Consider the following 22710-nt stretch of genomic DNA (forward strand, 5'->3'; position numbering starts at 1 on the left):
CTTCGTGCAATCAGCTGGTGGGCGGCATGATCGCTTGATGGCGTAGGCGCAGCCGTTGGCGGAGCGCTTCGCCATGGCACCCAGGATGGCGACCAAGGACGAGATGATGATCGTGTGTCGGAATGGGCATCACAACAAACACATTCATGGCGGCTGTCTGACACCTGGGTGAGCAGCCAAGGCCGCGGCTTCCTAGCCCGGAATGAAGATCATCACGGCCGCCGCTGCCATGACCACCGTCGTGACCCAACCGAGGAGAAGGATCGGCCGGCTCGAGGTGAAGGAGCCCATCACGGATTTCTTTGACGCCAGAAGTATGATCACCACCAGAAGCGGCACGGCGACGATGCCGTTGATCACCGCGCTCCAGAACAGGGCCTTCATCGGGCTGATCGGCCGATATTGGATCACCAGCGCTGCCAGCACACTGACGCCGATGACACCATAGAAGCCCCGCGCATCCTTAGCTTTCCGCTCGAGCCCCGATTTCCACCCCATCGTTTCGGCCAGCGCATAGGCAGCCGAGCCGGCCAGGACCGGAACGCCGATCAGTCCGACACCGAGGATACCAAGAGCGAACAACAGGTAGGCAAAGTCACCGGCCAGCGGCCGCAGGGCACTCGCCGCCTGCGCCGCCGTTTCGATGTCCGTCACGCCCGAAACGTGCAGGGTAACGGCGGTCGCCAGGATGATGAAATAGGCGGTGAGGTCCGAATAAAGCATGCCGCTCCAGGTATCCCATCCAAGGCGACGCAATTCGCTCCGCGATGCCGAGGCGTCTTCGATGAGTGGCGGCGCGCCTTTCATGTCCTCGACCTCTTCGGAGGCCTGCCAGAAGAAGAGATAGGGGCTGATTGTGGTACCGAACACACCGACCACCACGGTGGCGGTGTCCGGGTTCAGCGTGACCTGGGGCCAGACCGTCCGCAACAGGACTTCCCCCCACGGCACGCGCACGGCAAAGAGCACCGCCGCGTAGGCAAGCAGCGAAAGGGTCAGCCACTTCAGGTAGGTGACATAGCGGTGGTAGGGAACCAACACCTGGAGCGCCAGCGTCGCCAGCGAAAACAGGATGGTCGCCAAGTGCCTGTTTATGCTGGTGACCAGTTCAGCCACCTCGCCCATAGCGGCGATGTCGGCCGCGATGTTGAGCGTGTTGGCAACGAGCAGCAATGCCACCACGACCTTGAGAACGATCGGCGGAAAGGTGGCCTTGATATTGGCCGCGAGCCCCTTGCCGGTCACCCTGCCGATACGGCCGCACATCGACTGCACCGCTCCCATGAGAGGGAAACACAAGGGCATCGTCCAGAGCATGTTGAGCCCGAACTGGGCTCCCGCCTGAGAATAGGTCGCGATACCACTTGGGTCGTCATCGGCAACGCCGGTGATCAGGCCCGGCCCCACCCGGGCCAAGGGGTGTTCCTTCAGGCGATCCCACAAGCGCCGGGCCAAGGCGGGGCTGGGCGGTTCGGCAAGGCTATCATTCACACGCGGCATAAGTTCCCTCTACCTAAGTATCGGGTAACAGGATCGACCCTTGGCTGCCTTGCGCTGGATCAAGTCGCCGAGGCTGGATGGCGCGATCTCGGCAGCGCGGCTTGCGCAACGCGCGGCGACCAGCCGTCTGCGAAATGTCAAATTTTTTCAACCGCTTCCCAGGCATGATTTGCACCGCGCAACACGGGGAACAGTGGCAATTTTGACTCAGCTCCAGCTTTACTTGGGGGCAAGTCCGTATTCTCCATATTAACTCTTCGTCGACCGGCGCGAATCTCATAGCGTCGCCTGCATGGACTTCGCTGGGCCCCGCCACATCTGCCCGCTTGCACGACAGCCCGCCTCCCCGACGGGAGCCGCCAGGCCGGTTGGCTTGGCATCCGTTGCGAGCGGGGCTGGCCTGGCTCTGATGCTGGCAATCGGCGGCTGCGCGCAGCCACCGCCCCTGATGCGTTCCACCGGAACGAGCCTGGTCGCCGCCGAGACAGCGTTCGCGCTTCCCGCGCCCGGCGGTCCGGCCGTCACGGCGGTGCTTGAGAGGCGGTTTGCCAACGCTACCCAGCAAGACATCCTGCTTTCGACATCGGCGCACACGCCAGGACAGAACATGCTGCGGGTGCAGATCTTCGGGCCGGTCGATACGGCCGCCGCGGGGGAGAGCCGGCTTCGCGAGGGCTATCTTCCACTCAGCAATATCGGCTCCGAGATCCGGCAGGCGCTGCCGGGTATCCGGATGCAGACATCACCCTACTACGTGCAGAACAAATACGGCCCGTTCGGCTATGCAGCGGGCCGCTCGGCCTCCGGCGATACATGTCTCTACGGTTGGCAGCGCATCAGCTCGACGGGTGTTACCCAGACCTGGATCGGCAACAAGGGCTCGATCCAGGTGCGCCTGCGCATCTGCGACCAGAACGCGCCCGAGCAGAAGCTGCTCGACGTCATGTACGGGTATACGATCACGTCCTACTTCAAGACCGGCAACTGGAACCCTTATGGCGAGCCGCCGCCGCCGGAAGCCTCGCTTGGCAAGCCCGGGCAGCCGATCTATCCCGTAGGGGTTTCGCGCTTCGAGACGGTAACGACGCCGCCGGCCGCGACACAGCAGCCGCGCCGCACCGCCCACGCGCCAAGGCAGGTTCTGGCCGAACCGCAGCCTACGCTGCCGGCTCCCGTCGGCCCGACCGTTCCGCCGCCGCCTGGGACCGCGCCCATCGCTCGCGCGTCCGGGCAGCCGGCAGTGGCTCCGATCACGGAATCCTCGAAAGCCGCCGGAACGGGAACGGTGCCGATTGTTCCGCCACCGCCTTGCGCGGCGACCGACGGGTCGAGGACATGCAACTAGGCGCCGCATACGGTTCGTTAACCATCGGCGCAACTCGCTGTTGGACAGGAAATCCATATCAACCATTGCGTGTTTCCATCAAACACCGGCCATGGGTGGTGATGCCCCCGAGATGCGGCATCAGCCCGGTTCGCAGCCGGTTCCCGGGATGCCATCGACCGACGATCGGCAGGCGTCCGAATGCAAGGACGCATTGAATGCGGAAATTGCTGATCATAGCCCTATGGGCATTGGCATCGGTGTGCGTCATCACCTTGGTGACGCTGCCGATCAGCCTGGAAACCCAGCTGGTCACCGGCATGTGCGTGCTGTTCGCCATGATGGTGCTCAAGCTCATCCGGCCCGATGGCATCTGGCGACTGGTCGCGCTTGCCTTCGGCACGGCCATCGTGATGCGCTACGTGTACTGGCGCACCACCAGCACGCTGCCGCCGATCAACCAGCTGGAGAACTTCATTCCCGGCTTCCTGCTCTATCTCGCGGAAATGTACAGCGTGATGATGCTGGCGCTCAGCCTGTTCGTCGTGGCGCTTCCGCTGCCGTCGCGCCCTTCGCGGGCGAACATGAACGACCGTTTGCCTCAGGTCGATGTGTTCATCCCCACCTACAACGAAGATCCAGACCTGCTGGCCAACACGATGGCGGCCGCCAGGGGCATGGATTATCCCGCGGACAAGGTGCGGGTCTGGCTCCTCGACGATGGCGGGACGCTGCAAAAGCGCAACTCCGACAAGATTGGCGATGCCAACAACGCCGAGCGGCGATACGTCCAATTGCAGAAGCTGAGCGCGGAGCTCGGCGTCACCTATCTGACGCGCGACCGCAACGAGCATGCCAAGGCTGGCAATCTGAACAACGGCCTTGCCCATTCGACAGGCGAGCTCATCGCCGTGTTCGATGCCGATCACGCGCCAGCGCGTGATTTTCTCAAGGAGACCGTCGGTTACTTCGACGAGGACCCCCGCCTGTTCCTGGTGCAGACGCCGCACTTCTTCCTCAACCCCGACCCGGTCGAGCGGAACCTGCGCACCTTCGAGACGATGCCGTCGGAGAACGAGATGTTCTACGGCATCATCCAGCGCGGCCTGGACAAATGGAACGCATCGTTCTTCTGCGGCTCGGCCGCGGTGCTGCGCCGCGCCGCGCTTGCGGAAACGAACGGCTTCAGCGGCGTCAGCATCACCGAGGATTGCGAAACGGCCATCGAGCTGCATTCGCGCGGATGGCACAGCGTTTATGTGGACAAGCCGCTGATCGCGGGTCTGCAGCCGGCTACATTCGCCAGTTTCATCGGCCAGCGCAGCCGTTGGGCGCAAGGGATGATGCAGATCCTGCGTTTCCGGTTCCCGCCTTTCAAGCGCGGCCTCTCGATACCGCAGCGCCTGTGCTACATGTCGTCGACGCTGTTCTGGCTGTTCCCGTTCCCGCGCACGATCTTCCTCGTCGCGCCGCTCTTTTATCTGTTCTTCGACCTGCAGATCTTCACCGCGTCGGGCGGCGAGTTCATGGCCTACACGCTCACCTACATGGTCGTGAACCTGATGATGCAGAATTACCTCTACGGTGCCTTCCGATGGCCCTGGGTCTCCGAGCTCTACGAGTATGTGCAAACGGTGCATCTTTTGCCCGCCGTGATCTCGGTGATCCTCAATCCGCGAAAGCCGACCTTCAAGGTCACCGCCAAGGATGAATCGATCGCGAAAAGCCGGCTTTCCGAGATCGGCAAGCCGTTTTTCGTCATCTTCGGCATCCTGCTCATCGGCGTCGGCGTCACTGTCTGGAAGGTTTACGCCGAACCGTTCAAGGCCGACGTCACGCTTGTGGTGGGTGGCTGGAACCTGATCAATCTGATCATGGCCGGTTGCGCGCTGGGCGTCGTCTCCGAGCGGGGAGAGCGCGCCGCGACAAGGCGCGTCAAGGTCAGCCGTCGCTGCGATTTCGAAGTCGGCGGCAAATGGCTGCAAGGCACGATCGAGAACGTGTCGGCCAACGGTGCCCGTGTGTTGGTGCTGGGCGCGGACTTGGAAGAACTGGCCAAGGATGCCACGGCCGGCATTCGCTTCAAGCTTTTCGCTGACGGCACCGAAGCCGTGTTGCCGGTTGTGATCCGTAACTTCGAACGCACGGTCGACGGCATCGCGGTCGGCTGCCTCTACCGGCCGACGGAAGCGGTCCATCACCGGCTTGTCGCCGACCTGATCTTCGCCAACTCCAAGCAGTGGGAGCAGTTCCAGCTCTCGCGCCGTGGCAATCCCGGCCTGCTGCGCGGAACCGCCTGGTTCCTGCGGATGGCGATCTTCCAGACCTATCGTGGCCTGGTGTACTTCTGGCGCGACCTGCGCGGCCGCACCGGCGGTGAGCCCGTCGCCACCCTTGCCGAGAAGCGTCAATGAGAGCCCGCCTGGCGTCGATCGCGCTGCTGGTGATTGCCGCGTCGCCGGCCATGGCCCAGACCAGTCCGTTCGACATGTCGAAAGAGAAGCCGGCTGTCGTGACGCCCGCGCCACAACCCGCGGTGCCCGTTCCTTCGGCCGCCGCACCGGCGCCGAGCAGCACCGCGCCGGCGGCGGCCACGGTACCGCAACCGGCAGTTCTCAAAGCGCGACGGTATATAGTGCCGTTCGCGGAACTTGTGTTTTCCGGCGAATATTCCCGGCGCTCCTGGTCGATCTTCCTGACGCCGGAACAGGCCGCCTCGAAGGCGGATTTCCACCTCGGCTATCAAAACGCCGTCGTCGTGGCCCCGGAGGCGTCGCGCCTGAAAGTATCGATCAATGGCAGCGATCTGGTCGACGCGCCGATCGCCTCCTCGGACAATCCTTCCGACATGTCCGTCGCCATTCCGGCGAAACTGCTTCATGCAGGCCTCAACGACATCACCATGTTCGCGGTGCAGCGGCACCGTACCGATTGCACCATCGAATCGACTTATGAGTTGTGGACGCAGATCGACACGGCCAAGACCTTCATTTCCTTCGATGATCCGGAGGCCGGGCGCTGGAAACGTGTTGAAGACCTGCGCGCGATCGGCGTGGATGAGGCCGGCGCCACGACCTTCAACCTGATCGTGCCATCGATGAGCCAGACCGTTTCGACCGCGCCGTCAGTGCGCCTGGGCGAAGCCATGGCGCTGATGGCCAACATGCCCAACCAGGCCTTCACCGTCAGCGAGGCCGCCCCCGCCGCAGCCAAGCCAGGCGTGGCGAACATCGTCCTGGGGCCGGCCGTGGAACTGTCCAAGGTGCTGGCGACCATACCCGCCAGCGCGGAGGCCGGGCCAAGCGCGACGCTGGTTGACGATCCCACGCTCGGCCCTTCGACCCTGGTGGTCAGCGGCCCGAGCTGGCAGGCGGTCGACCAGGCTATCGACGACATTGCCAAACAAGTCGACCGACCTGTCGGCAGCCTGCGGACCAGCCTTGCGACCCGCACATGGCGCACGCCCGACGTGCCCATGCTGCTCGGTGCGAGCCGGATGACATTTTCCGAGCTGGGCATCGCCACGCTGGAATTCGCCGGGCGCAGGGTGCGCACAGATTTCGCGGTGGGCGTACCCTCGGACTTCTACGCCGAGGCCTACGGTCAGGCGACGATCCTGCTCGATGCCGCCTATTCGCAGGAGGTGCTGCCGGGAAGTCATATCGACATCTATGTGAACGACAGCATCGCCGCGACCATGCCGATCACCACCTCGGGCGGCGAGATCCTGCGCCACCTGCCGATCAAGGTGACGATGCGGCACTTCAGGCCGGGCGACAACACCATCGCCATCGAGGCGGTGCTGATGACCAAGGCCGATGCGATCTGCGCGCCGGGCGCCACGGCGCAGGGTGCCCAGCGCTTCGCCGTTTTCGACAGTTCCGAATTCGTGATGCCCGCCTTCGCGCGGGTGGCCAGAACCCCCAATCTCGCGGGGACAAGCGGAACCGGCTATCCCTACAGCACCGCAGAATACGCGACCCCCCTGATCATGGATCGCACGCAACCCGAAACGGTATCCGCCGGAGTGACGCTGCTGGCGCGCCTGTCGGTCGCGGCGGGCCGCCTGATCCCGGTCGACGCGCTGAGCGCGGCCACCGCCGTCAACGACAGGAATGCGCTTTTCATCAGCGCCATTTCGCAAGTGCCGGCGGCCGTCCTCGCACAGGTCGGCGTGACCGGCGCCGCCTCGACATGGGGCGAAAGTGTGAGCTCAATCCGTCCCAACACCGAAGCGACATTCGACCAGTGGCGCGAAAAGCTGCGCGGCAGCGGCTGGCGCGGGCAGGTCAGTTCATTCGAAGACTGGATGAACCGGACCTTCAACATCTCCATGAACTCGTTCCGCATATTGCCCGGGCCAGAGGCAGCGTACACGCCGCAGGGAAGTGCCGGGATCATCGTGGCGCAACAATCGAGCCCGACAGGTGACGGCACCTGGACGCTGGTCACGGCGCCTTCCGTCAATGCGCTGCAGGACGGCGTGCGGTCGCTGAGTGGGCAGGGGTCGTGGCGCAAGATGGCGGGCCACATCACGTCGGTCGATGTCGGCGGCGACAAGGTAGCCTCCATACCGGCCACTCGTTTCGATTTCGTCGAGACGCAGCCGTTTTCCCTGTCGAACTATCGCTTGATCGTCGCCAACTGGCTGTCGGCCAATGCGCTGTCCTACGCCGTGGTGCTGATTGTGCTGTCGATTCTGCTTGGCTTCGCAACGTCCGTTCTGCTCGGTTCGCTGGGCAGGAGACGATGACGACGCCGGGGCTGAGACTGCTGATGATGCTCGCCGCAATGGTCTCCATCCTTGCCGCACAGTCCCCGCCGGCGGTGGCAGGCGGAGCCATCACCACGGCGGAATGGACGCTTTACCGGGACAAGTTCCTCGACCCGGCCGGCAGAATCGTCGACAATGCCAATGCCGATATCAGTCACAGCGAAGGTCAGGGGTACGGACTGCTCTTGTCATATCTCGCCGACAACCGGGGTGATTTCGATCGCATCTGGGCGTTTACCCGCACAGAGATGCTGGTGCGGAATGACGGGTTGGCGGCGTGGAAATGGGACCCGGTCGCAACGCCACATGTGACCGACACCAACAATGCCACCGATGGCGATCTGCTGATCGCCTACGGGTTGGCGCTCGCCGGATCCGCCTGGCATCGGCCCGACTTCACCGCCGCCGCGGCGGGGATCGCGACCGCGCTCGCCGCCGGTGGCCTGGAGAAAGTGGGGGATGCTGTTCTGCTGAAGCCCGGCAATGCCGGTTTCGGCGCCGCCGACCGCCAGGACGGCCCCGTGGTCAACCCGTCCTACTGGGTGTTCGAGGCGCTGCCCGTAATGGCCGAGCTGGTGCCGGACGGTCCGTGGCGCGAGCTGGCCGACAATGGCCGCGCCTTGCTGGCAGCATCCATGAAGATTGGACAATCCGGCCTGCCGCCGGACTGGGTGTCGCTGAAGACCGTGCCGCGCGCGGCCGACGGGTTCCCGCAGGATTTCGGCTACAATGCGATTCGCATCCCGCTTTATCTCGTCCGCGCGGGGATACGCGACCGCGCCATGCTGGAGCCCTTCGCGGCGCATATGGTCGAGGCGGACGGCCGGCTGCGCATCGTCGACATCGCGACAGGGCAGACCCGGCAACTGCTCGACGATGCCGGCTACCGCATCATCCCGGCGCTGGTCGCCTGTGTACTCGACGGCAAGAAGCTGCCCGACAGGCTGCAGTCATTTGCCCCGACCGATTACTATCCCTCGACCTTGCATTTGCTCGCGCTCTCCTATGCACGGCGTCACGATCCGGAGTGCCTATGAAGTTGTTCATGCTCACGGCCGCCGGTATTGGGCTGCTCGGAGCGGTTGCGCTTCACAGCGGCTACTTCGATACAGTTCCACCGATCCCGGGCGACGCTCCCACCGCCACTGGCGGCGGTCAATCGCAAGCAGGCTACTCGCAGCCGCCAACGGTAGCCCAGGCGGAGCCGGGCACGGCAACGAATGCCCCGGCGGCCAGAACCCCGACGACCGGCCGTCCGGCAACGAATGCTCCGGCAAATCCCGCCGCCGCGCCAGCGCCAGAGGTCGACGAGACGGCGCTGCGCTATTTCGCCTCGAAGGGCGACACAAAACGGCTCGAGGCGGAGATCGCCAGGCTGAAGGCCCTTTATCCGCAATGGACACCGCCGGAGAACCCGCTGGCGTCCAGCCAGGCGGGCGACCCGCAACTCGACCAGATCTGGAAACTCTATTCCGAAGGCAAGCTCTCCGACGTGCGCAAGGCCATCTCCGACAGGCAGGCCGTGCAGCCGGGCTGGCAGGCCCCACCGGACCTGCTTGCCCGGTTGGCGGTCGCCGAGGCAAGGGAGCAACTGGTCAACGCATCCGACCTCAAGCAGTATGATGCCGTTATCCGCATCGGCTCGGCCAATTCCAGCCTGCTCACCTGTGGCGACGTCGATGTGCTGTGGCGAGTCGCCGAAGCCTTCGCGCGGACTGACCGCAAGGACCGTGCGCGCGACGCCTATCTTTATGTGCTGAACAATTGCAAGAAACCCGAGGAACGCGTCGCCACCGTCCAGAAAGCGCTGCCACTGCTGTCCCGGGCGGATCTCGACCAGCTTCTGGCCACCGAGCAGAAAACGCCCGACGGCAAGGGCGAGTTCGCCGTCGTGCGCAACGACATCGCGCGGCAGAGCCTCGCCAATGGCGATGCCGACCCGAAGCTCGTGGTCGCGCCGGCCGACATTGCCACGGTTCAGGCATTGGCCGACCAGGGCGGCCTGGCCTCCGACGACCTCTTGCTGGGCTGGTACTATGTGCGCCGCGAGAATCCGAAGGAGGCGGAAAACTGGTTTCGCAAGGCGCATGACAAGGAAAACAACGCGGCCGCCTCGCAGGGCCTTGCGCTGGCGTTGATCCAACAGGACCGGCCGGCCGACGCCGAGGACATCCTCTATCCATGGCGCGACACCAACGACGATACGCGGCATGTCTATCTGGCCGCGGTGGCGAACCTGCTGGCCGTGACGCCGCAGGCGCCACTAGGCCCGGACGTGCTGCAGCGCATGGTGCACGCCATCTACGCGGCAAAGGACGCCGCCGCCGCGCAACAGCTTGGCTGGTACGCCGATGGGCTCAACCAGTCGCAGACGGCGGCGCAATGGTTCAAGCTGGCGCTGGACTGGAAACCCGACGACGAGCCCTCCGCTTATGGGCTGGCGCTGACGCTCTGGAAGACCGGCGACAAGGCTGGCGCGCGGGCCATACAGGCTGCTTGGGCCGGACGCTCCGAGCGCATCCCGTCGGTTGGCGAGCGCAGCATCGAGACAGCGGCAGTGGGCAAGGGAAACGGCGCGCGGCGTCCGCGCGCCTTGCAAGAGCAGGCCACGGAGCAGGCAGGCACGGGCCAGGACAATGCGCCGGCGGCCAGCAGGACGAAACAGCAGGCGCGCGGCTGCTCCAGCACTCTTGACCCAACCGGGCTGGCGCCGGCCCAGGCGCTGACGCGCGGCTGGTGCCTGATGGGCGCGAACCGGCCATTGGAGGCGGTCGCCGCCTTTGAGGTGGCGCTGCACGGCACCGGCAAGACCCGTGCCGACGCTGCCTACGGGCAGAGCCTGGCTTATCTGCGCGCCGGGCTGTCGGACATGGCGGCTGTGGCGGCGGCAAAGGCGCCATTGGACGCCGACCGGGGCGTGCAATTGAGAACCGCGCTTTTGGAAAGCCAGGCCAGCAGCGCCTTCGACCAGGGCCGCTATGTCGAGACGATCATGGTGCTGGACGAACTGTCGCGCATCGCGCCCGAGCGCACGGGCCTGATGGTGCTGCGCGGCTACGCGTACCTGAAGCTGCGCCGGTTTGCAGACGCCGAGCAGATCTTCCGTGCCGCCGCCGGTACCGGAAACCACGACGCCCTGAAGGGGCTCAACGACGTCAAGTTGGCCCGCCAGACAAACGCCCAGTAATCCGGTTCGGGAATGCGACCGCCGTTGCGCCCGTCACTCCATCATGCCCAGAAATGCCTGGCACTTGCGGATCTCGATGCCGCGCAGGCAAGGCGAACGGCAGCAGTCGGGGCGACATATCCACCCCATGCACGTGCATCACGGGGCGCAAGCCCCGGACCGATTGCATCGGGGAAGGAATGATCAGCGGGGTACGCCCGGTTATGACCGCATTGCTTAAACGCAGATACCCATGTCAGGCTGGGCCGTGTGGCGCCGTGCCAGTTGCATAAGGACGGCATCGACGAGGCTGCGCCCAAGCAGCGGCTTCATCAGCACCGCATCGGCCCACGCCGGGCAAGCATCGGGAACAGTGTCGGCAAGGAGGATCACCGGCCTGGCAGGAAGCGCCAGACCACCATATCCGTTGGAGCTGCGAAATGCCTTATGATCAACGATCATGCAGTCGGTGCACGCAAGCCTGGGCAGCAACAACAGATCCTCCAGCAGGGCGCATGTCACCACGTCGAGACCCTCGGCTTCGAGGGCAAACACGATCGACCGCCGCAAATCTTCCTCTGGAACCACGATCAGAACCGTACAGGGCCTCACTTGCCGTCTCCGAACGGATAGCCGACAAATCCGGTTATCACGTCCGTCATCAAACATGGCCGCCGGGCATGGCGCCTTGAGGCAAGTCAAAAACGGATCGCTACTTCGGGCCAAATCCCGCTGCCATCGCCATTCGGACGAGTTCTGGCAGGCTGCGCGCTTCCATCTTGGCCATCACGTTGGCGCGATGCACCTCGACCGTGCGCGGACTGATGTCCAGCTCGAAGGCGATCGTCTTGTTCGCAAGACCCGCGACCACGCCCGACAGCACCTCCCTCTCCCGCTCGGTGAGCGAGGCAAACCGGGTGTTGATGGAGGCGATGTCGTCGCCCGGCGCGGTCTTGGCTATCTCCTCGGCGGCGCGCTTGATCGCCTGTATCAGCGTTTCGTCCTCGAAGGGCTTCTCGATGAAGTCGAGCGCGCCGGCCTTCATCGCCTCGACGGCCATGGGCACGTCACCATGGCCCGTTATGACGATAGCGGGAATGCGCGTCGGAAGATGACGAAGCTTCAGCAGCAGCTCGACGCCGCTCATGTCCGGCATCCGGAGATCAGTGATGAGGCAGCCGTTTCGAATGGCTGGCGCGGTCGCAAGAAAAGCGGTGGCGGATTCATGCAGGCGAACGGTGAAGCCGGACACCGTCAGCAAGAACGCCAGCGATTTCCTGACCGGCTCCTCGTCATCGACGATATGAACTGTATAGTCACCGATCTCCATCAGATCCGTCATCCCCGTAAGCCGGCACGGTGAACCTGAATGTGGTTCCGCCCCGCGCATTTTTGCGCACCTCTATCATGCCCCCGTGCGACTCGACGATACGCTTCGAAATCGAAAGGCCGATGCCCATACCGCCGGCCTTTGTCGTCACGAAAGGCTTGAACAGCTGGGGCGCGATCTCTTCAGATATTCCAGGCCCCGTGTCGGAGACCTCGACCGAAACCTGGTCCTTGGCGGCGGGGGCGGTGCGAACGGTGAGAAGACGCGTTTCGCTGTCGCGCATCGCTTCCATCGCGTTTCGCATGAGATTGATCAGCACCTGCTGGATCTGCACGCCGTCGGCCATGACAAGTTCGGCACCTGGAGCGAAATCGAAGACCGAGCGGACGCCGCGCTCCCGGGAGCCGACCAGAGCCAGCGCGCCTGCTTCCTCCACCAGCTTGCGAATGTCTTCCGGACCCTTCTCCGTTTCACCGCGCGTCACGAACTCACGCAGGTGTCTGATGATCTGTCCGGCGCGCAGCGATTGCCGTGAAATCTCCTCCAGCGCCTCCCGAACTCTTTGCGATGCCGTGTCGGGAAGGTCGCGCAGAAGCCGCGTGCAGCCCTGCGCGTAATTCGCGATCGCGGCCAGCGGCTGGTTCAGCTCATGCGCCAGCGTCGAGGCCATTTCGCCGAGCTCGTTAAGTCTGGCTAGGCGCGCCAGCTCGGTCTGGATTTCCTCGAGCCGTGCCGCGGACTCCTCGCGCTCGGTCAGGTCCCGGATGAAGCCGGTGAAATATGTCCTGTCGCCTGACTTCATCTCGCCGACCGCAAGTTTCATTGGAAAGGTCGAGCCGTCCTTCCTCCTGCCGACGACCACGCGGTCGACGCCGATGATGCGTTTCTCTCCGGTTTCAAGATAGCGGTGCATATAGCCGTCATGGCCGGCCCTGTAGGGTTCCGGCATCAGTATGCGGACATTCTGGCCGATGACCTCCTTCTCCTGATAGCCGAACTGGCGCACCGCCGCGGAATTGAACGATACGATCGTTCCGTCCTTTTCGATGACGACGGTCGCGTCGAGCACCGTATCGAGGATCGAGCGCAGATGCGCTTCCCGCTCATCGAGCAGGCGTGTCGTCCTGGCATTTGCGCGCCACGAACGATGCAGCGCTTCACCCAAAGCGATAGTTCCGAGCGCGGCCAGCGCGAAGAAGAGCAGGTCAAGGATATCCGAGACGCCTCCCGCCCGCGGCGCTCGAAAATACCAGATCGCCGCGATGGCCAGTACCAGCGACGCAACTCCGGGCCCAAGCCCGCCCGCGAACGCACTGACCAGGACCGCCAGGACGAACAGAGGAACGGTCGCTCCATCGCCAGACACCGCGTGGAACAGCACCGTCAGGACGCAGGCCGCGGCGACGGCAAGGCAAGCCAGCCCATATCCAGCCTTCCCTTCATGGCGACTGGACGATGCGGCTTTGGACAGGCTTCCAAAGAAACCGTCGGTCATTGAAGTCATTCAGGACACTTGCGTTGTGGACGTTTGCCCTTTCACCCTATCAGCCGGCATCTTTCCGCAACAGGCCGCCCGATGCGCGAACACGAATGTCCCGTCGCGCTATCTCAGCCAAACAGGAGTTCATTCTACCCCTGGCTGCCCCTCTTCCCTGGCCTCGCGGCCGGATACATGTTCAATCGAGATGCGGAAGAACACATGCGGGGAATGGTCCGACAGCGGCTGCGCCTGGGGTTTGAGGGCGCCCGGCTCCCACCAGTCGGTGTGTTTGCTCAGCAGCGACCAGGCGTGCTCGCGCTCCAGCTTGGAGCCGATGCGGTCGGGCAATTCCTGGTAGAGGCCATCGACGACAACGCTCTTCCACTGCCTGCCCTGCTCATGATCCTCGACGACCACCGCGACTTTCGGATTGGTGCGCATCAGGTCGATTTTCTTGCCCGGCATCGAAAATGCATAGAGATAGTTGGCTGCGTGGGCGAAATAGATCGGCACGACATAAGGCTGGCCGTCGCTGACGCAGGCAAGCCGGCAAAGGCGATGGACATCGAGAAGCTTGACGCATTCGAAGGTGGTCATTGTCCTGATCAGCATGGATCGTATCCCTCTGAGGTGGGCTCTGTTCTGTCTGCCGCCTGGCACGGCCCTTTGCGGTCGTAAGTGATACTGCGGCAAGGGGCGAAGCCGGCCTTGACGTGAGTCAAGGACGTTGGCTTGCCAGCGCGTGATCGTCTTCACGATCCCCACAGCCTTGATCAGGGTCAATGAACGGTCGGGAAGGATGCCTGCCAAACTTGTCTACAGAAGATTGCGGACCACATTTCTCATGGAGTGAACGGTCATGCGCAACGCAATGGCTGGAGCCGCTTGCTCGAACCGGAGACAGATGATGCCTCGACGCAGCGCGGGAATTGTCCCGTACCGCCAAAAGGGAGGCGCGCTGGAGGTGCTGCTTGGCCATCCTGGCGGGCCATTCTGGCGATCGCGCGACCTTGGGGCCTGGTCCATTCTCAAGGGCGAATATGACCCCGACGAGAGTCCCGAAGCCGCGGCCTTGCGGGAATTCACCGAGGAGACCGGCTGGAGTCTCGACGTGGCGCTCGAGCCGCTTGGCGAAGTCAGGCAGCGCAGCGGCAAGATCGTCACCGCCTACGCCGCACGCGCCGATTTCGATGTCGCGACGTTGGTTAGCAATACTTTCGAAATGGAATGGCCGCCGCATGGGGGGACCCTGCAACGCTTTCCCGAGATCGATCGCGCGCAATGGTTCAATCTGACCGATGCATGCGCCAGGATCGTCCCGGGCCAGGGCGCGTTTCTCGATCGGCTGGCGGCCGGGCTCGGCCATGTCACCGCGCAAGGGATGCCGGCCCACCCCTGAATAACGCGCCGGAGCCCAACCGGATGTCAGGGCGTGTCGAGATGTTCGGCCTTTTGCGAGGGCTGCGCGCGCACCGCGCGCAACTCGTACCAGAGGGCGTTCAGGATGCCGACGGTGGTGGCCAGTCCAAGGCCGAGAATCCAGGCGAAATACCACATTGATGCAATCTCCGATGTCTGTTTCAGTAAGCCGATGGCCCGGCCTCGCGTACGGAGGCTTCGGTGACCTTGCCCCAAAGCACGCTGTAGACCCAGGCCGTGTAGGCCAGGATGAGAGGCAGGAAGATGACCGTGGCGATGAGCATGTTGCGCAGGGTAGCGCGGCTTGAGGATGCGTCGAACACGGCCAGCGAATGACCCGGATTGGTGCTTGACGGCAGGATGATCGGGAACATCGCCAGGCCCACGGTCGCGATGATGCAGAGCACGCCAAGCTTCGACGCGATGAAGGTCAGGCCTTCGCGGCGCGAGCGGAAGCCGGCGGCGGCGATGAGCGGCGCCACGATGCCCAGCGCGGGCACCAGGCACAGGGCCGGCGTGGCGTGGAAGTTGCGCAGCCAACCGCTCGCATTCGCGATCACGGTCTTGCCCAGCGGGTTGGATGGGCCATCCCAGACGATCGCGCTCGTCACCTCATAGCCGCCGAGCAGGCCGAGCCAGACAAGCACGCCGCCACCGGCGAACAGGATGGCGGCGGCCATTGCGGCCTTGCCGCCGATGGTCCTGGCGCGCTCGGCCACCGGTCCTTCCGCCTTGAACGCCAGCCAAGCCGCGCCATGCATGACAAGCATCGAGAGCGAAACCAGGCCGCAATACAGCGCCACCGGATTGAGAAGGCCAAACAGGGTGCCCTCGTAGAACGGCCGCAGGTCCGTGGAGAAGTGGAACGGCACGCCCCTCAGCGCATTTCCCACCGCCACGCCGAAGATCAGCGCGGGCACCGCGCCGCCGATGAACAGCGCCCAGTCCCAGTTCGAGCGCCAGCGAGGGTCTTCCCGCTTCGAGCGATACTTGAAGGCGACCGGCCGTAGAATCAGCGCGAACAGGACCAGGAACATGGCGAGGTAGAAGCCCGAAAAGCTCAATGCGTAGAGCGCTGGCCAGGCGGCGAAGATCGCGCCGCCGCCCAGGATGAACCAGACCTGGTTGCCTTCCCAGACCGGTCCGATGGTGTTGATGGCAACACGCCGTTCGATGTCGGTCTTGGCGACGAAGGGCAGCAGTGCCCCCACGCCCATGTCGAAGCCATCCGTGACCGCGAAGCCGATGAGAAGGACGCCAAGCAGCACCCACCACGTGATCCGCAGCGTTTCGTAGTTGAAGAGAAAATCGATCATCGTCGTTGTTCCTTGCAGATCCCGGGTTTATTGGGCGGCCGCCAGATGGGCTCGTGTGCCTTCGCCGACGGGCGGCGCGACATCCGCGCTGAGCACCGGCCCCTTCGCTATCGCCTGCAGCATCAGTCGCACCTCGATCACGGCCAGGACGCCGTAGACGACGGTGAAGCCCAGGATGGTAATCAGGAGGTCAGGGATGCCGAGCTCGGAGGTCGCAAGGAAAGTCGGCAGCGTGCCCTCGATGATCCATGGTTGCCGGCCGAATTCGGCGACGAACCAGCCGACTTCCGCCGCGATCCACGGCAACGGCATCGCCAGCAGCGCCATGCGGAAAAGCCAGCGTGGTGCCGGTGTCTCCCGCATCGTATGCCAGAGCGATATGGCGAAGACGGCGAGCAGCAGGAAGGCGCAGAGCACCATCAGGCGGAAGGTGAAGAAGATCGCCGGCACTTCCGGCACGGTCGACCAGGCAGCCTGCTTGATCTGGTCTTCGCTGGCCTGGCGCGGGTCCTCGACATAGCGCTTGAGCAGCAGCGCATAGCCAAGGTCCTTGCTGGTCGCGTCGAAGGAGGCGCGCGCCGTCGCGTCGCCATGGTTGACTTTGAGCTTTTCCAGCGCGTCGTAGGCGGTCAGGCCGTTGCGGATCCGCCCCTCGGCCTTTTCCACGAGTTCGAAGATGCCGGGAATCTCCTTGTCGATCGAGCGTGTGCCGATAATGCCCATGACCCACGGGATATGGATGGCGAAATGGGTCGTACGATCGCTCATCGAGGGAATGCCGAAGGCGGTGAAGGAAGCGGGAGCCGGTTCGGTCTCCCACATCGCCTCCATGGCGGCGAGCTTCATCTTCTGGTTATCGGTGATGGCATATCCGCTCTCGTCGCCGAGCACGATGACCGACAGCGAGGAGGCGATGCCGAAGGCCGAGGCGATCACGAAGGAGCGTTTGGCGAGATCGACGTGCCGCCCGCGCAGCATGTAGAAGGCCGAGACGCCAAGCACGAAGACGGCGCCGCAGACATAGCCGGCCGAAACGGTGTGGACGAACTTTGCCTGCGCCACCGGGTTGAAGAGAACGGCCATGAAATCCGTCACTTCCATGCGCATCGTGTCCGGGTTGAATGCCGAGCCGACCGGGTTCTGCATCCAGCCATTGGCGATCAGGATCCACAGCGCCGAGAAATTGGTGCCGAGCGCCACCAGCCAGGTGACGGCGAGATGCGCGCGCGCCGAGAGCTTTTCCCAACCGAAGAAGAACAGGCCGACAAAGGTCGCTTCCAGGAAGAACGCCATCAGGCCTTCGATCGCCAGCGGTGCGCCGAACACGTCGCCGACATAGTGCGAGTAATAGGCCCAGTTCATGCCGAACTGGAATTCCATGGTGATGCCGGTGGCGACGCCAAGCGCGAAATTGATGCCGAACAGCACGCCCCAGAATTTGACCATGTCGCGCCAGATCGCGCGACCCGTCATGACATAAACCGTCTCCATCATGGCAAGCATGATGGAGAGGCCCAGCGTCAGCGGAACAAACAGAAAGTGGTACATGGCCGTCAGCGCGAATTGCAGACGCGACAATTCCACTAGCATTGGACTGGTCATGGAAAGGCTCCGTTGAAAAAGTTGCCTCTCCCTAGCGTGTTGCGCACCCATTGCTTTTGATGTGCGTCAAAACACGAACAGCCATGGCGTGAGATTGAACGGCCATGCTCGAAACCGCCACGAACCGCCACGACAAACGCCTCACGGCTGCGAAGCCCGCGGAGCCCAAGGCTCCGAATGTTGAAGCGCCCGTCCCCGGCACGACTCTCGGTCTCGCGCGCGGCCTTGCCGCCCCTGGCTTGCGTTCCGCCTTGACGTTGCAAACGGCGCGCATGCTTTCGCGTCTGGCCTTCACGGGGTTGGTGGCCATGTTCGTGGGTCGAATGATCTCCGGCCAGGCCAGTTGGCCGCTGCTCGGCGCGGCCCTGGCCAGCCTGGTGCTTTGCAGCGCCATCGGTCTGATGGCCGACCGCGCTGTCGCCAATGCGGAGATGGCAGTTGCCAACGGCGTGCTCGAGGAGGTGCGCCGCGCCCTTGCCACGACCCTGCCCCGCGACATCCAGGCGATGCCGCTGGGAACATTGATCGCGGGGTTGCAACGCTATCCTGCGGCGGTGGCCGGCCTGGCGGTCGGGCATCGCCTCGCGTCGATCATGTTGGGGCTGGGGCCGATGCTGGCCGCGATCGCGATTGTCGCCGTCTCCTGGGAGGCAGCGCTGGCGCTCATCGTATTGACGCCGGTGATGATCGTCTTCTTCATCCTTGTCGGCGGCGCGATCCGCAGTGGCGCCGAAGCGCAGGAGAAGGCCTTCGGCCGTCTCGCCGCCCAGTTCGCCGATCGTATACGCACCTTGCCGACGATCCTGGGCAACCACGCGCTGGCTGGCGAGCGGCGCAAACTGGCGGCGCGGCTCGACACCTATGCGTCAGGCACGATGAGCGTGCTGAGGATCGCCTTCCTCAACGCGGGCATCATCGACTTCTTCTCGTCGCTGTCGATCGCGATCCTTGCCGTGTTTCTAGGCCTTGGCCATCTCAAGCTCATAAGCATCCCCGGCTTTGCCAATCTCCAGCTTTGGCAGAGCCTGTTCATCCTGATGATCGCTCCGGAGTATTTTGCTCCGTTCCGCCGTTATGCCGAGCAGTATCACGCCAAGGCCGAAGGGCTTGCCGCCGCCAGCGCGCTGGACACGCTGGTCCTGGCCGTGCCGGCCGCTTTCGACGCGGCCCTGGGGACGCATCATCTTGGCGGCACCGCGTCGTTGCGCCTGCCCCGTGCCGGGCTGGTGGCCATCACCGGCCCGAGCGGGTCGGGCAAGTCGACCTTACTGAGACAGCTGGCCGGGATCGAACCCGCGTCGGGGGGTCGATTCTGCTCCGACATCCGCCCGGCCATCGCCTGGTGCTCCACGGATATCCATGTGCCGCGGGGAACGCTTGGCGCCGCCATCGCCTGGGGCAACGGCCCTTGCTGCCCCACGCGGCTGCTGCTTGCGGCGGGCAGTGTCGGTCTTCTCGACGACGTGCTGCTGCCGGGTGGGCTGGACGCGCTGGTCAGGGACGGCGGCGAGAACCTTTCCGGCGGGCAACGCGTACGCATCGGCCTTGCACGCGCGCTGATCTCGGGCCGCGCCATCTTTGCCGACGAGCCAACCGCCAAGCTTGATCCCGCCAACGCCGCGATGGTGCGCCGCGCGCTTGCTGAGGCGGCACGCCGCCGGCTCGTGCTGGTGGCCACGCACGACAGGAGCCTGGCCATGCTGGGCACGACGATAGACCTCGGCGCGGATCGTGGACGGGAGAAAGTCGCATGAACAGCACGGTCCATTCCACCGCTGGCGAGACACGGATCAGGCCGCCGGAATATCTCGCCCGAAACAAGGCACCATGGCGGCTTGCCCTTGTCCTGGCGTTTGCCGCCCTCACGGGCTCGGTCCTGCTGACCGGCATTTCCGCCTGGTTCCTCGGCGCGGTGGCACTGGCGGGGCTGACGCCGGCCGCCCTGACGTTCAACTTCCATGTCCCTGCCGCCTTCATCCGCCTGTTCGCGCTGACACGGACGGCGGCGAAATATGGCGAGCGCGTCATTGGCCACCAGGCAGCGCTTGCTGACCAGGTGCGGCGTCGCTCGACGCTGTTCGCCGCGATGGCCGTCGCTCCCTCCGTGCGCAAGACCGGCTGGCAACTCGGCAACCAGGACCGGCTGGCCGACTATCTCGACGATGTCGAGGACGTGGACTACGCACGCCTTCGTGTAGGGTTGCCGTCGGCAACACTTGGTGTGGCAATTGTCCTGCTCGCCGCCGCGACGTTGTGGATCGCTCCGTGGGCCATGGCGCCGATCCTGCTGCTCGTTGCCGCAAACATGGCCGGCACTCATTTTCTGGCGAGGCGGGCTGAAGCTGAGCTGGCCGCCATGCGCGAAGCCAGGCAGCAGGGCTCACGCCTGCTTGGCGACGCGGTACAGTCCGTGGTGCCGTTGCAGGGCGAGCGCCGCTGGAATTCCGTGCTCGACGGGCCGTTTGACGATTACGCCACGGCCCAGGCGCGAACGCGGATGCTTCGCCAAAGCCAGGCCGTGTTCGACATGCTGGCAGACTGCCTGGCTCCATGTGCCATGCTCAGCGTTCTTGTTTCCGCATGGCTGTCGGGCCTGCGCGGCGAGGCACTGCTGCCAGCCGCACTGCTGGGCTTCGCCTGGCTGGCGATCGGCGAATCCGTGCTCGGGGCATCCAGGATCGTCATCGCTTCGGCACGCGAGAAGGCTGCCCGCGCCGCCCTGTCGAAATGGCCGACCGACGCGGGCGGATCGTCCCATGAGCATCCAAGCAAGCAGATCTCGTCGTTGACGCTTGAAGCGTTGCCGCGCCGCGCCCCGGATGGCCGGTCCATCGGCGGGCCGCTTAGCGCCATGTTCAGGGCGGGCCGGCCGACAGTCCTGCATGGCGCCAGCGGCCGCGGCAAGACCTCCCTGCTGAAGCAGATTGCCGGCTGGCTCGAGGCCGGTGACGGACGCGTCCTCGGCGACGGCGTCGGGCTCGATATGGATGCCCGCCGCGCCATGAGTTGCTTCTTCCCGCATGACGCGGCCGTCCTCGCCGACACGGTGCGCGAGAACCTGTTCGCGCCACAGGCGAGCGATGATGAAGTGTGGGCAGCCTTGAGCGCCGTCGAGCTTCAGGAGCGGATCAGGGCGGCGGGAGGCATCGATAGCTGGATCACGCAGGATGTACTGTCGCTTGGCGAGGCGCAAAGGTTGAATCTAGCCCGCGCATGGCTTTGCGATCGGCCAGTGGTTCTCCTGGATGAGCCGATCGAACACCTCGATGACGAACAGGGCAAACGGATTCTCGACGCGCTGCTTTACCGGCTACGGCAACGGATCGTCATCCTGTCCAGCCATGACGAGCTGACGCCCAGGGGAACGGCAACATTGCGCCTGCGGTGACGCCGCCTTCGGAAAAGCCCGACGATGAATTGCGCGCTCTTCGAACGGCTGGCAATGCGGTGCAGGGGGACACGAGCTATCCGACGGCGGCGCTCTCCGAGAAACCGCCAAACAGCTCGAGGACAGAAAACTGATCCGTATCGGAACCTCCGGTACCGCGCGCCATAGTGCTGTCGTCGTTCGTTCATGGGGGTGATCTAAGGTGACGGGATCAACGGCGGGCTGTGCCATGCAAGTCGATACGTCTGAACTCGACCAACTCCAGAGCGCCTACAAGGCAGCGGTGGAGGAATGGATAGCGGCGATCAAACAGGAAGAGGCATTGGCGTCCGTCAATCATTCCGTCGCGGAGGTCGACAAATGGGAAGCAGCTCACTTCAAGGAGGATGAGCTGCGCAATCAGGTTCTGGACGCGAAGAAAAAGTACGAAGACCTGTTGCGCAAGGAATTCTTTGGCTTCTGAAACACGCCAAGGTATTTTCGCCACCTGCTACATGCGCGAGTTCTCGCCGGCACTTTCTCCAGGTCTCGATGATCCCGCCAAGCGACGCGCGGACCTTCAATAGGACATGATGCGATTGATGCCGCTCTCTTCGAGCAACCTGCGCGTCAAGCCGCCGAAAGCCCATTCCCGCAAGCGGCTATGCCCATATGCACCCGAGACGATCAGATCCGCATGGATCGAGTGTGCGAAAGCCAACAGCCGGCCACCGTCCCCCTCCCCGACCAGCAGTTCGGTACGCGCCTTGACGCCATGAAGTTCCAGAAAGGCAGCGACATCGGCAAGACTGTTGTGAATACTGCCGTCGGGATCGGTGTCCATCGTGGCGACGACGACCTCGTTGGCCCTGGCCAGGAAGGGTAGTGCGTCGGCGACCGCCCGCCGCGCCTCCCTGGTGTCCTTCCAGGCAACCAGCACGGTTCCTCCCCGTACATGCTGGCCATTGGTTGCAGCGACAAGGACCGGACGACCGGCGCCAAGCGCAAGACTGCCGATATCCACGTCGCGATAGACGTTATCAGCCTTGTCGCCGCCAACGACAATGAGGTCGGCGGCCCTGGCGGACACGGTCAGGAAGCGGGTCGGGCTGCAGACAGCCTGACCCCATTCGCTGGCAACCGTGGATGGAACCAGTTTTTCGAATTCGGCGCGAAGCTCATGGAGCCGCTCTTCGATCTGTTCACGCTGAATCTGCATGATCTCGCCGTCAAACACCATGCCGTCGCCAGTCGGCACCAGCGGTGGAACATCCGCCGCCGCAAGGCCGATCAGGCGGGCTCCAAAGTGTTTCGCGAGTTCGGTCGCTGCCTTGACCATCGGTGATGGATCCGCGTCGACCGCCAGATTTACGGCAATTGACTTGTAGGACATCGCGAACGCCTTCCACTGGATGGATTGAATGGGATGACA

Annotated in this window: 18 protein-coding genes; 9 read left to right on the plus strand and 9 right to left on the minus strand. The window is 64.1% G+C overall.

Going from position 1 to position 22710, the window contains the following annotated elements:
* Positions 1 to 192: 192 nt before the first annotated feature.
* Positions 193 to 1407, minus strand: coding sequence for an NRAMP family divalent metal transporter (locus ACO07C_RS12005; RefSeq protein WP_421917507.1), 1215 nt, complete (start codon positions 1405 to 1407; stop codon positions 193 to 195).
* A 466-nt stretch (positions 1408 to 1873) separates the two neighbouring features.
* Here ACO07C_RS12005 and bcsN point away from each other — a divergent pair, with 466 nt between their 5' ends.
* From bcsN to ACO07C_RS12030, 5 genes are all read left to right on the plus strand, one after another.
* Positions 1874 to 2845 carry a cellulose biosynthesis protein BcsN gene (gene bcsN, locus ACO07C_RS12010; RefSeq protein WP_421914381.1) on the plus strand — a complete coding sequence of 324 codons (972 nt, stop codon included), beginning with the start codon at positions 1874 to 1876 and terminating at the stop codon, positions 2843 to 2845.
* A gap of 197 nt (positions 2846 to 3042) precedes the next feature.
* Entirely contained in the window at positions 3043 to 5238 is a 2196-nt protein-coding gene (gene bcsA / locus ACO07C_RS12015) for a UDP-forming cellulose synthase catalytic subunit (protein ID WP_421914382.1), read from the plus strand.
* Positions 5235 to 7577, plus strand: a complete 2343-nt coding sequence (locus ACO07C_RS12020; protein WP_421914383.1) for a cellulose biosynthesis cyclic di-GMP-binding regulatory protein BcsB — start codon at positions 5235 to 5237, stop codon at positions 7575 to 7577. Before bcsA ends, ACO07C_RS12020 begins: the two co-directional genes overlap by 4 nt.
* Entirely contained in the window at positions 7574 to 8635 is a 1062-nt protein-coding gene (locus ACO07C_RS12025; protein ID WP_421914384.1) for a glycosyl hydrolase family 8, read from the plus strand. Before ACO07C_RS12020 ends, ACO07C_RS12025 begins: the two co-directional genes overlap by 4 nt.
* Positions 8632 to 10785, plus strand: coding sequence for a tetratricopeptide repeat protein (locus ACO07C_RS12030; RefSeq protein ID WP_421914385.1), 2154 nt, complete (start codon positions 8632 to 8634; stop codon positions 10783 to 10785). The genes ACO07C_RS12025 and ACO07C_RS12030 overlap by 4 nt, the downstream gene beginning before the upstream one ends.
* A 216-nt stretch (positions 10786 to 11001) precedes the next feature.
* Here ACO07C_RS12030 and ACO07C_RS12035 read toward each other — a convergent pair whose 3' ends face one another.
* From ACO07C_RS12035 to ACO07C_RS12050, 4 genes are all read right to left on the minus strand, one after another.
* Positions 11002 to 11319, minus strand: coding sequence for a hypothetical protein (locus ACO07C_RS12035; RefSeq protein WP_421914386.1), 318 nt, complete (start codon positions 11317 to 11319; stop codon positions 11002 to 11004).
* Positions 11320 to 11476: 157 nt separating this feature from the next.
* Complete coding sequence (fixJ, locus tag ACO07C_RS12040; RefSeq protein ID WP_421917508.1) at positions 11477 to 12088, minus strand: response regulator FixJ; 612 nt, start codon at positions 12086 to 12088, stop codon at positions 11477 to 11479.
* Positions 12081 to 13589 (minus strand): PAS domain S-box protein, encoded by a 1509-nt coding sequence (locus tag ACO07C_RS12045; protein WP_421914387.1) that lies wholly within the window; start codon positions 13587 to 13589, stop codon positions 12081 to 12083. Before ACO07C_RS12045 ends, fixJ begins: the two co-directional genes overlap by 8 nt.
* Before the next feature lie 129 nt (positions 13590 to 13718).
* On the minus strand, positions 13719 to 14186 hold the full coding sequence (locus ACO07C_RS12050; protein ID WP_421914388.1) for a pyridoxamine 5'-phosphate oxidase family protein: 468 nt from the start codon (positions 14184 to 14186) through the stop codon (positions 13719 to 13721).
* 295 nt (positions 14187 to 14481) lie between these two features.
* On the opposite strand from ACO07C_RS12050, the gene ACO07C_RS12055 reads away from it, so the two are divergent.
* Positions 14482 to 14973 carry an NUDIX domain-containing protein gene (locus ACO07C_RS12055; RefSeq protein ID WP_421914389.1) on the plus strand — a complete coding sequence of 164 codons (492 nt, stop codon included), beginning with the start codon at positions 14482 to 14484 and terminating at the stop codon, positions 14971 to 14973.
* A 26-nt stretch (positions 14974 to 14999) separates the two neighbouring features.
* Here ACO07C_RS12055 and cydX read toward each other — a convergent pair whose 3' ends face one another.
* From cydX to ACO07C_RS12070, 3 genes are read right to left on the minus strand one after another with little or no spacing between them, the layout of a single operon-like run.
* Positions 15000 to 15131, minus strand: a complete 132-nt coding sequence (gene cydX / locus ACO07C_RS12060) for a cytochrome bd-I oxidase subunit CydX (protein ID WP_421914390.1) — start codon at positions 15129 to 15131, stop codon at positions 15000 to 15002.
* 23 nt (positions 15132 to 15154) lie between these two features.
* Entirely contained in the window at positions 15155 to 16309 is a 1155-nt protein-coding gene (cydB, locus tag ACO07C_RS12065) for a cytochrome d ubiquinol oxidase subunit II (RefSeq protein WP_421914391.1), read from the minus strand.
* 27 nt (positions 16310 to 16336) lie between these two features.
* Positions 16337 to 17899 (minus strand): cytochrome ubiquinol oxidase subunit I, encoded by a 1563-nt coding sequence (locus ACO07C_RS12070; protein ID WP_421917509.1) that lies wholly within the window; start codon positions 17897 to 17899, stop codon positions 16337 to 16339.
* 284 nt (positions 17900 to 18183) lie between these two features.
* Between ACO07C_RS12070 and ACO07C_RS12075 the strand changes: the two genes are divergently transcribed.
* The 3 genes from ACO07C_RS12075 to ACO07C_RS12085 all read left to right on the plus strand — a co-directional run bounded on the left by ACO07C_RS12075 (position 18184) and on the right by ACO07C_RS12085 (position 21762).
* Positions 18184 to 19665, plus strand: coding sequence for an ATP-binding cassette domain-containing protein (locus tag ACO07C_RS12075; protein WP_421914392.1), 1482 nt, complete (start codon positions 18184 to 18186; stop codon positions 19663 to 19665).
* The gene (locus ACO07C_RS12080) at positions 19662 to 21299 is read left to right on the plus strand and encodes an ATP-binding cassette domain-containing protein (RefSeq protein ID WP_421914393.1); all 1638 of its coding nucleotides are present in this window, start codon (positions 19662 to 19664) and stop codon (positions 21297 to 21299) included. The genes ACO07C_RS12075 and ACO07C_RS12080 overlap by 4 nt, the downstream gene beginning before the upstream one ends.
* Positions 21300 to 21501: 202 nt before the next feature.
* Positions 21502 to 21762: a hypothetical protein gene (locus tag ACO07C_RS12085; RefSeq protein WP_421914394.1), complete on the plus strand. Its 261-nt coding sequence runs from the start codon at positions 21502 to 21504 to the stop codon at positions 21760 to 21762.
* 96 nt (positions 21763 to 21858) lie between these two features.
* Here ACO07C_RS12085 and ACO07C_RS12090 read toward each other — a convergent pair whose 3' ends face one another.
* Positions 21859 to 22671, minus strand: coding sequence for a universal stress protein (locus tag ACO07C_RS12090; RefSeq protein ID WP_421914395.1), 813 nt, complete (start codon positions 22669 to 22671; stop codon positions 21859 to 21861).
* Positions 22672 to 22710 lie beyond the last annotated feature (39 nt).

The organism is Mesorhizobium sp. (assembly GCF_965229135.1).
In the GTDB taxonomy this organism is placed as follows: Bacteria; Pseudomonadota; Alphaproteobacteria; order Rhizobiales; family Rhizobiaceae; genus Mesorhizobium.

Coding starts and splice junctions, on each gene's coding strand:
- ACO07C_RS12020 (WP_421914383.1), top strand. CDS start 5,235: ATGAGAGCCCGCCTGGCGTCGATCGCGCTGCTGGTGATTGCCGCGTCG.
- cydB (WP_421914391.1), bottom strand. CDS start 16,309: ATGATCGATTTTCTCTTCAACTACGAAACGCTGCGGATCACGTGGTGG.
- ACO07C_RS12050 (WP_421914388.1), bottom strand. CDS start 14,186: ATGCTGATCAGGACAATGACCACCTTCGAATGCGTCAAGCTTCTCGAT.
- ACO07C_RS12070 (WP_421917509.1), bottom strand. CDS start 17,899: ATGCTAGTGGAATTGTCGCGTCTGCAATTCGCGCTGACGGCCATGTAC.
- ACO07C_RS12090 (WP_421914395.1), bottom strand. CDS start 22,671: ATGTCCTACAAGTCAATTGCCGTAAATCTGGCGGTCGACGCGGATCCA.
- cydX (WP_421914390.1), bottom strand. CDS start 15,131: ATGTGGTATTTCGCCTGGATTCTCGGCCTTGGACTGGCCACCACCGTC.
- ACO07C_RS12025 (WP_421914384.1), top strand. CDS start 7,574: ATGACGACGCCGGGGCTGAGACTGCTGATGATGCTCGCCGCAATGGTC.
- ACO07C_RS12045 (WP_421914387.1), bottom strand. CDS start 13,589: ATGACCGACGGTTTCTTTGGAAGCCTGTCCAAAGCCGCATCGTCCAGT.
- ACO07C_RS12080 (WP_421914393.1), top strand. CDS start 19,662: ATGAACAGCACGGTCCATTCCACCGCTGGCGAGACACGGATCAGGCCG.
- ACO07C_RS12030 (WP_421914385.1), top strand. CDS start 8,632: ATGAAGTTGTTCATGCTCACGGCCGCCGGTATTGGGCTGCTCGGAGCG.
- ACO07C_RS12055 (WP_421914389.1), top strand. CDS start 14,482: ATGCCTCGACGCAGCGCGGGAATTGTCCCGTACCGCCAAAAGGGAGGC.
- bcsA (WP_421914382.1), top strand. CDS start 3,043: ATGCGGAAATTGCTGATCATAGCCCTATGGGCATTGGCATCGGTGTGC.
- ACO07C_RS12075 (WP_421914392.1), top strand. CDS start 18,184: ATGCTTTCGCGTCTGGCCTTCACGGGGTTGGTGGCCATGTTCGTGGGT.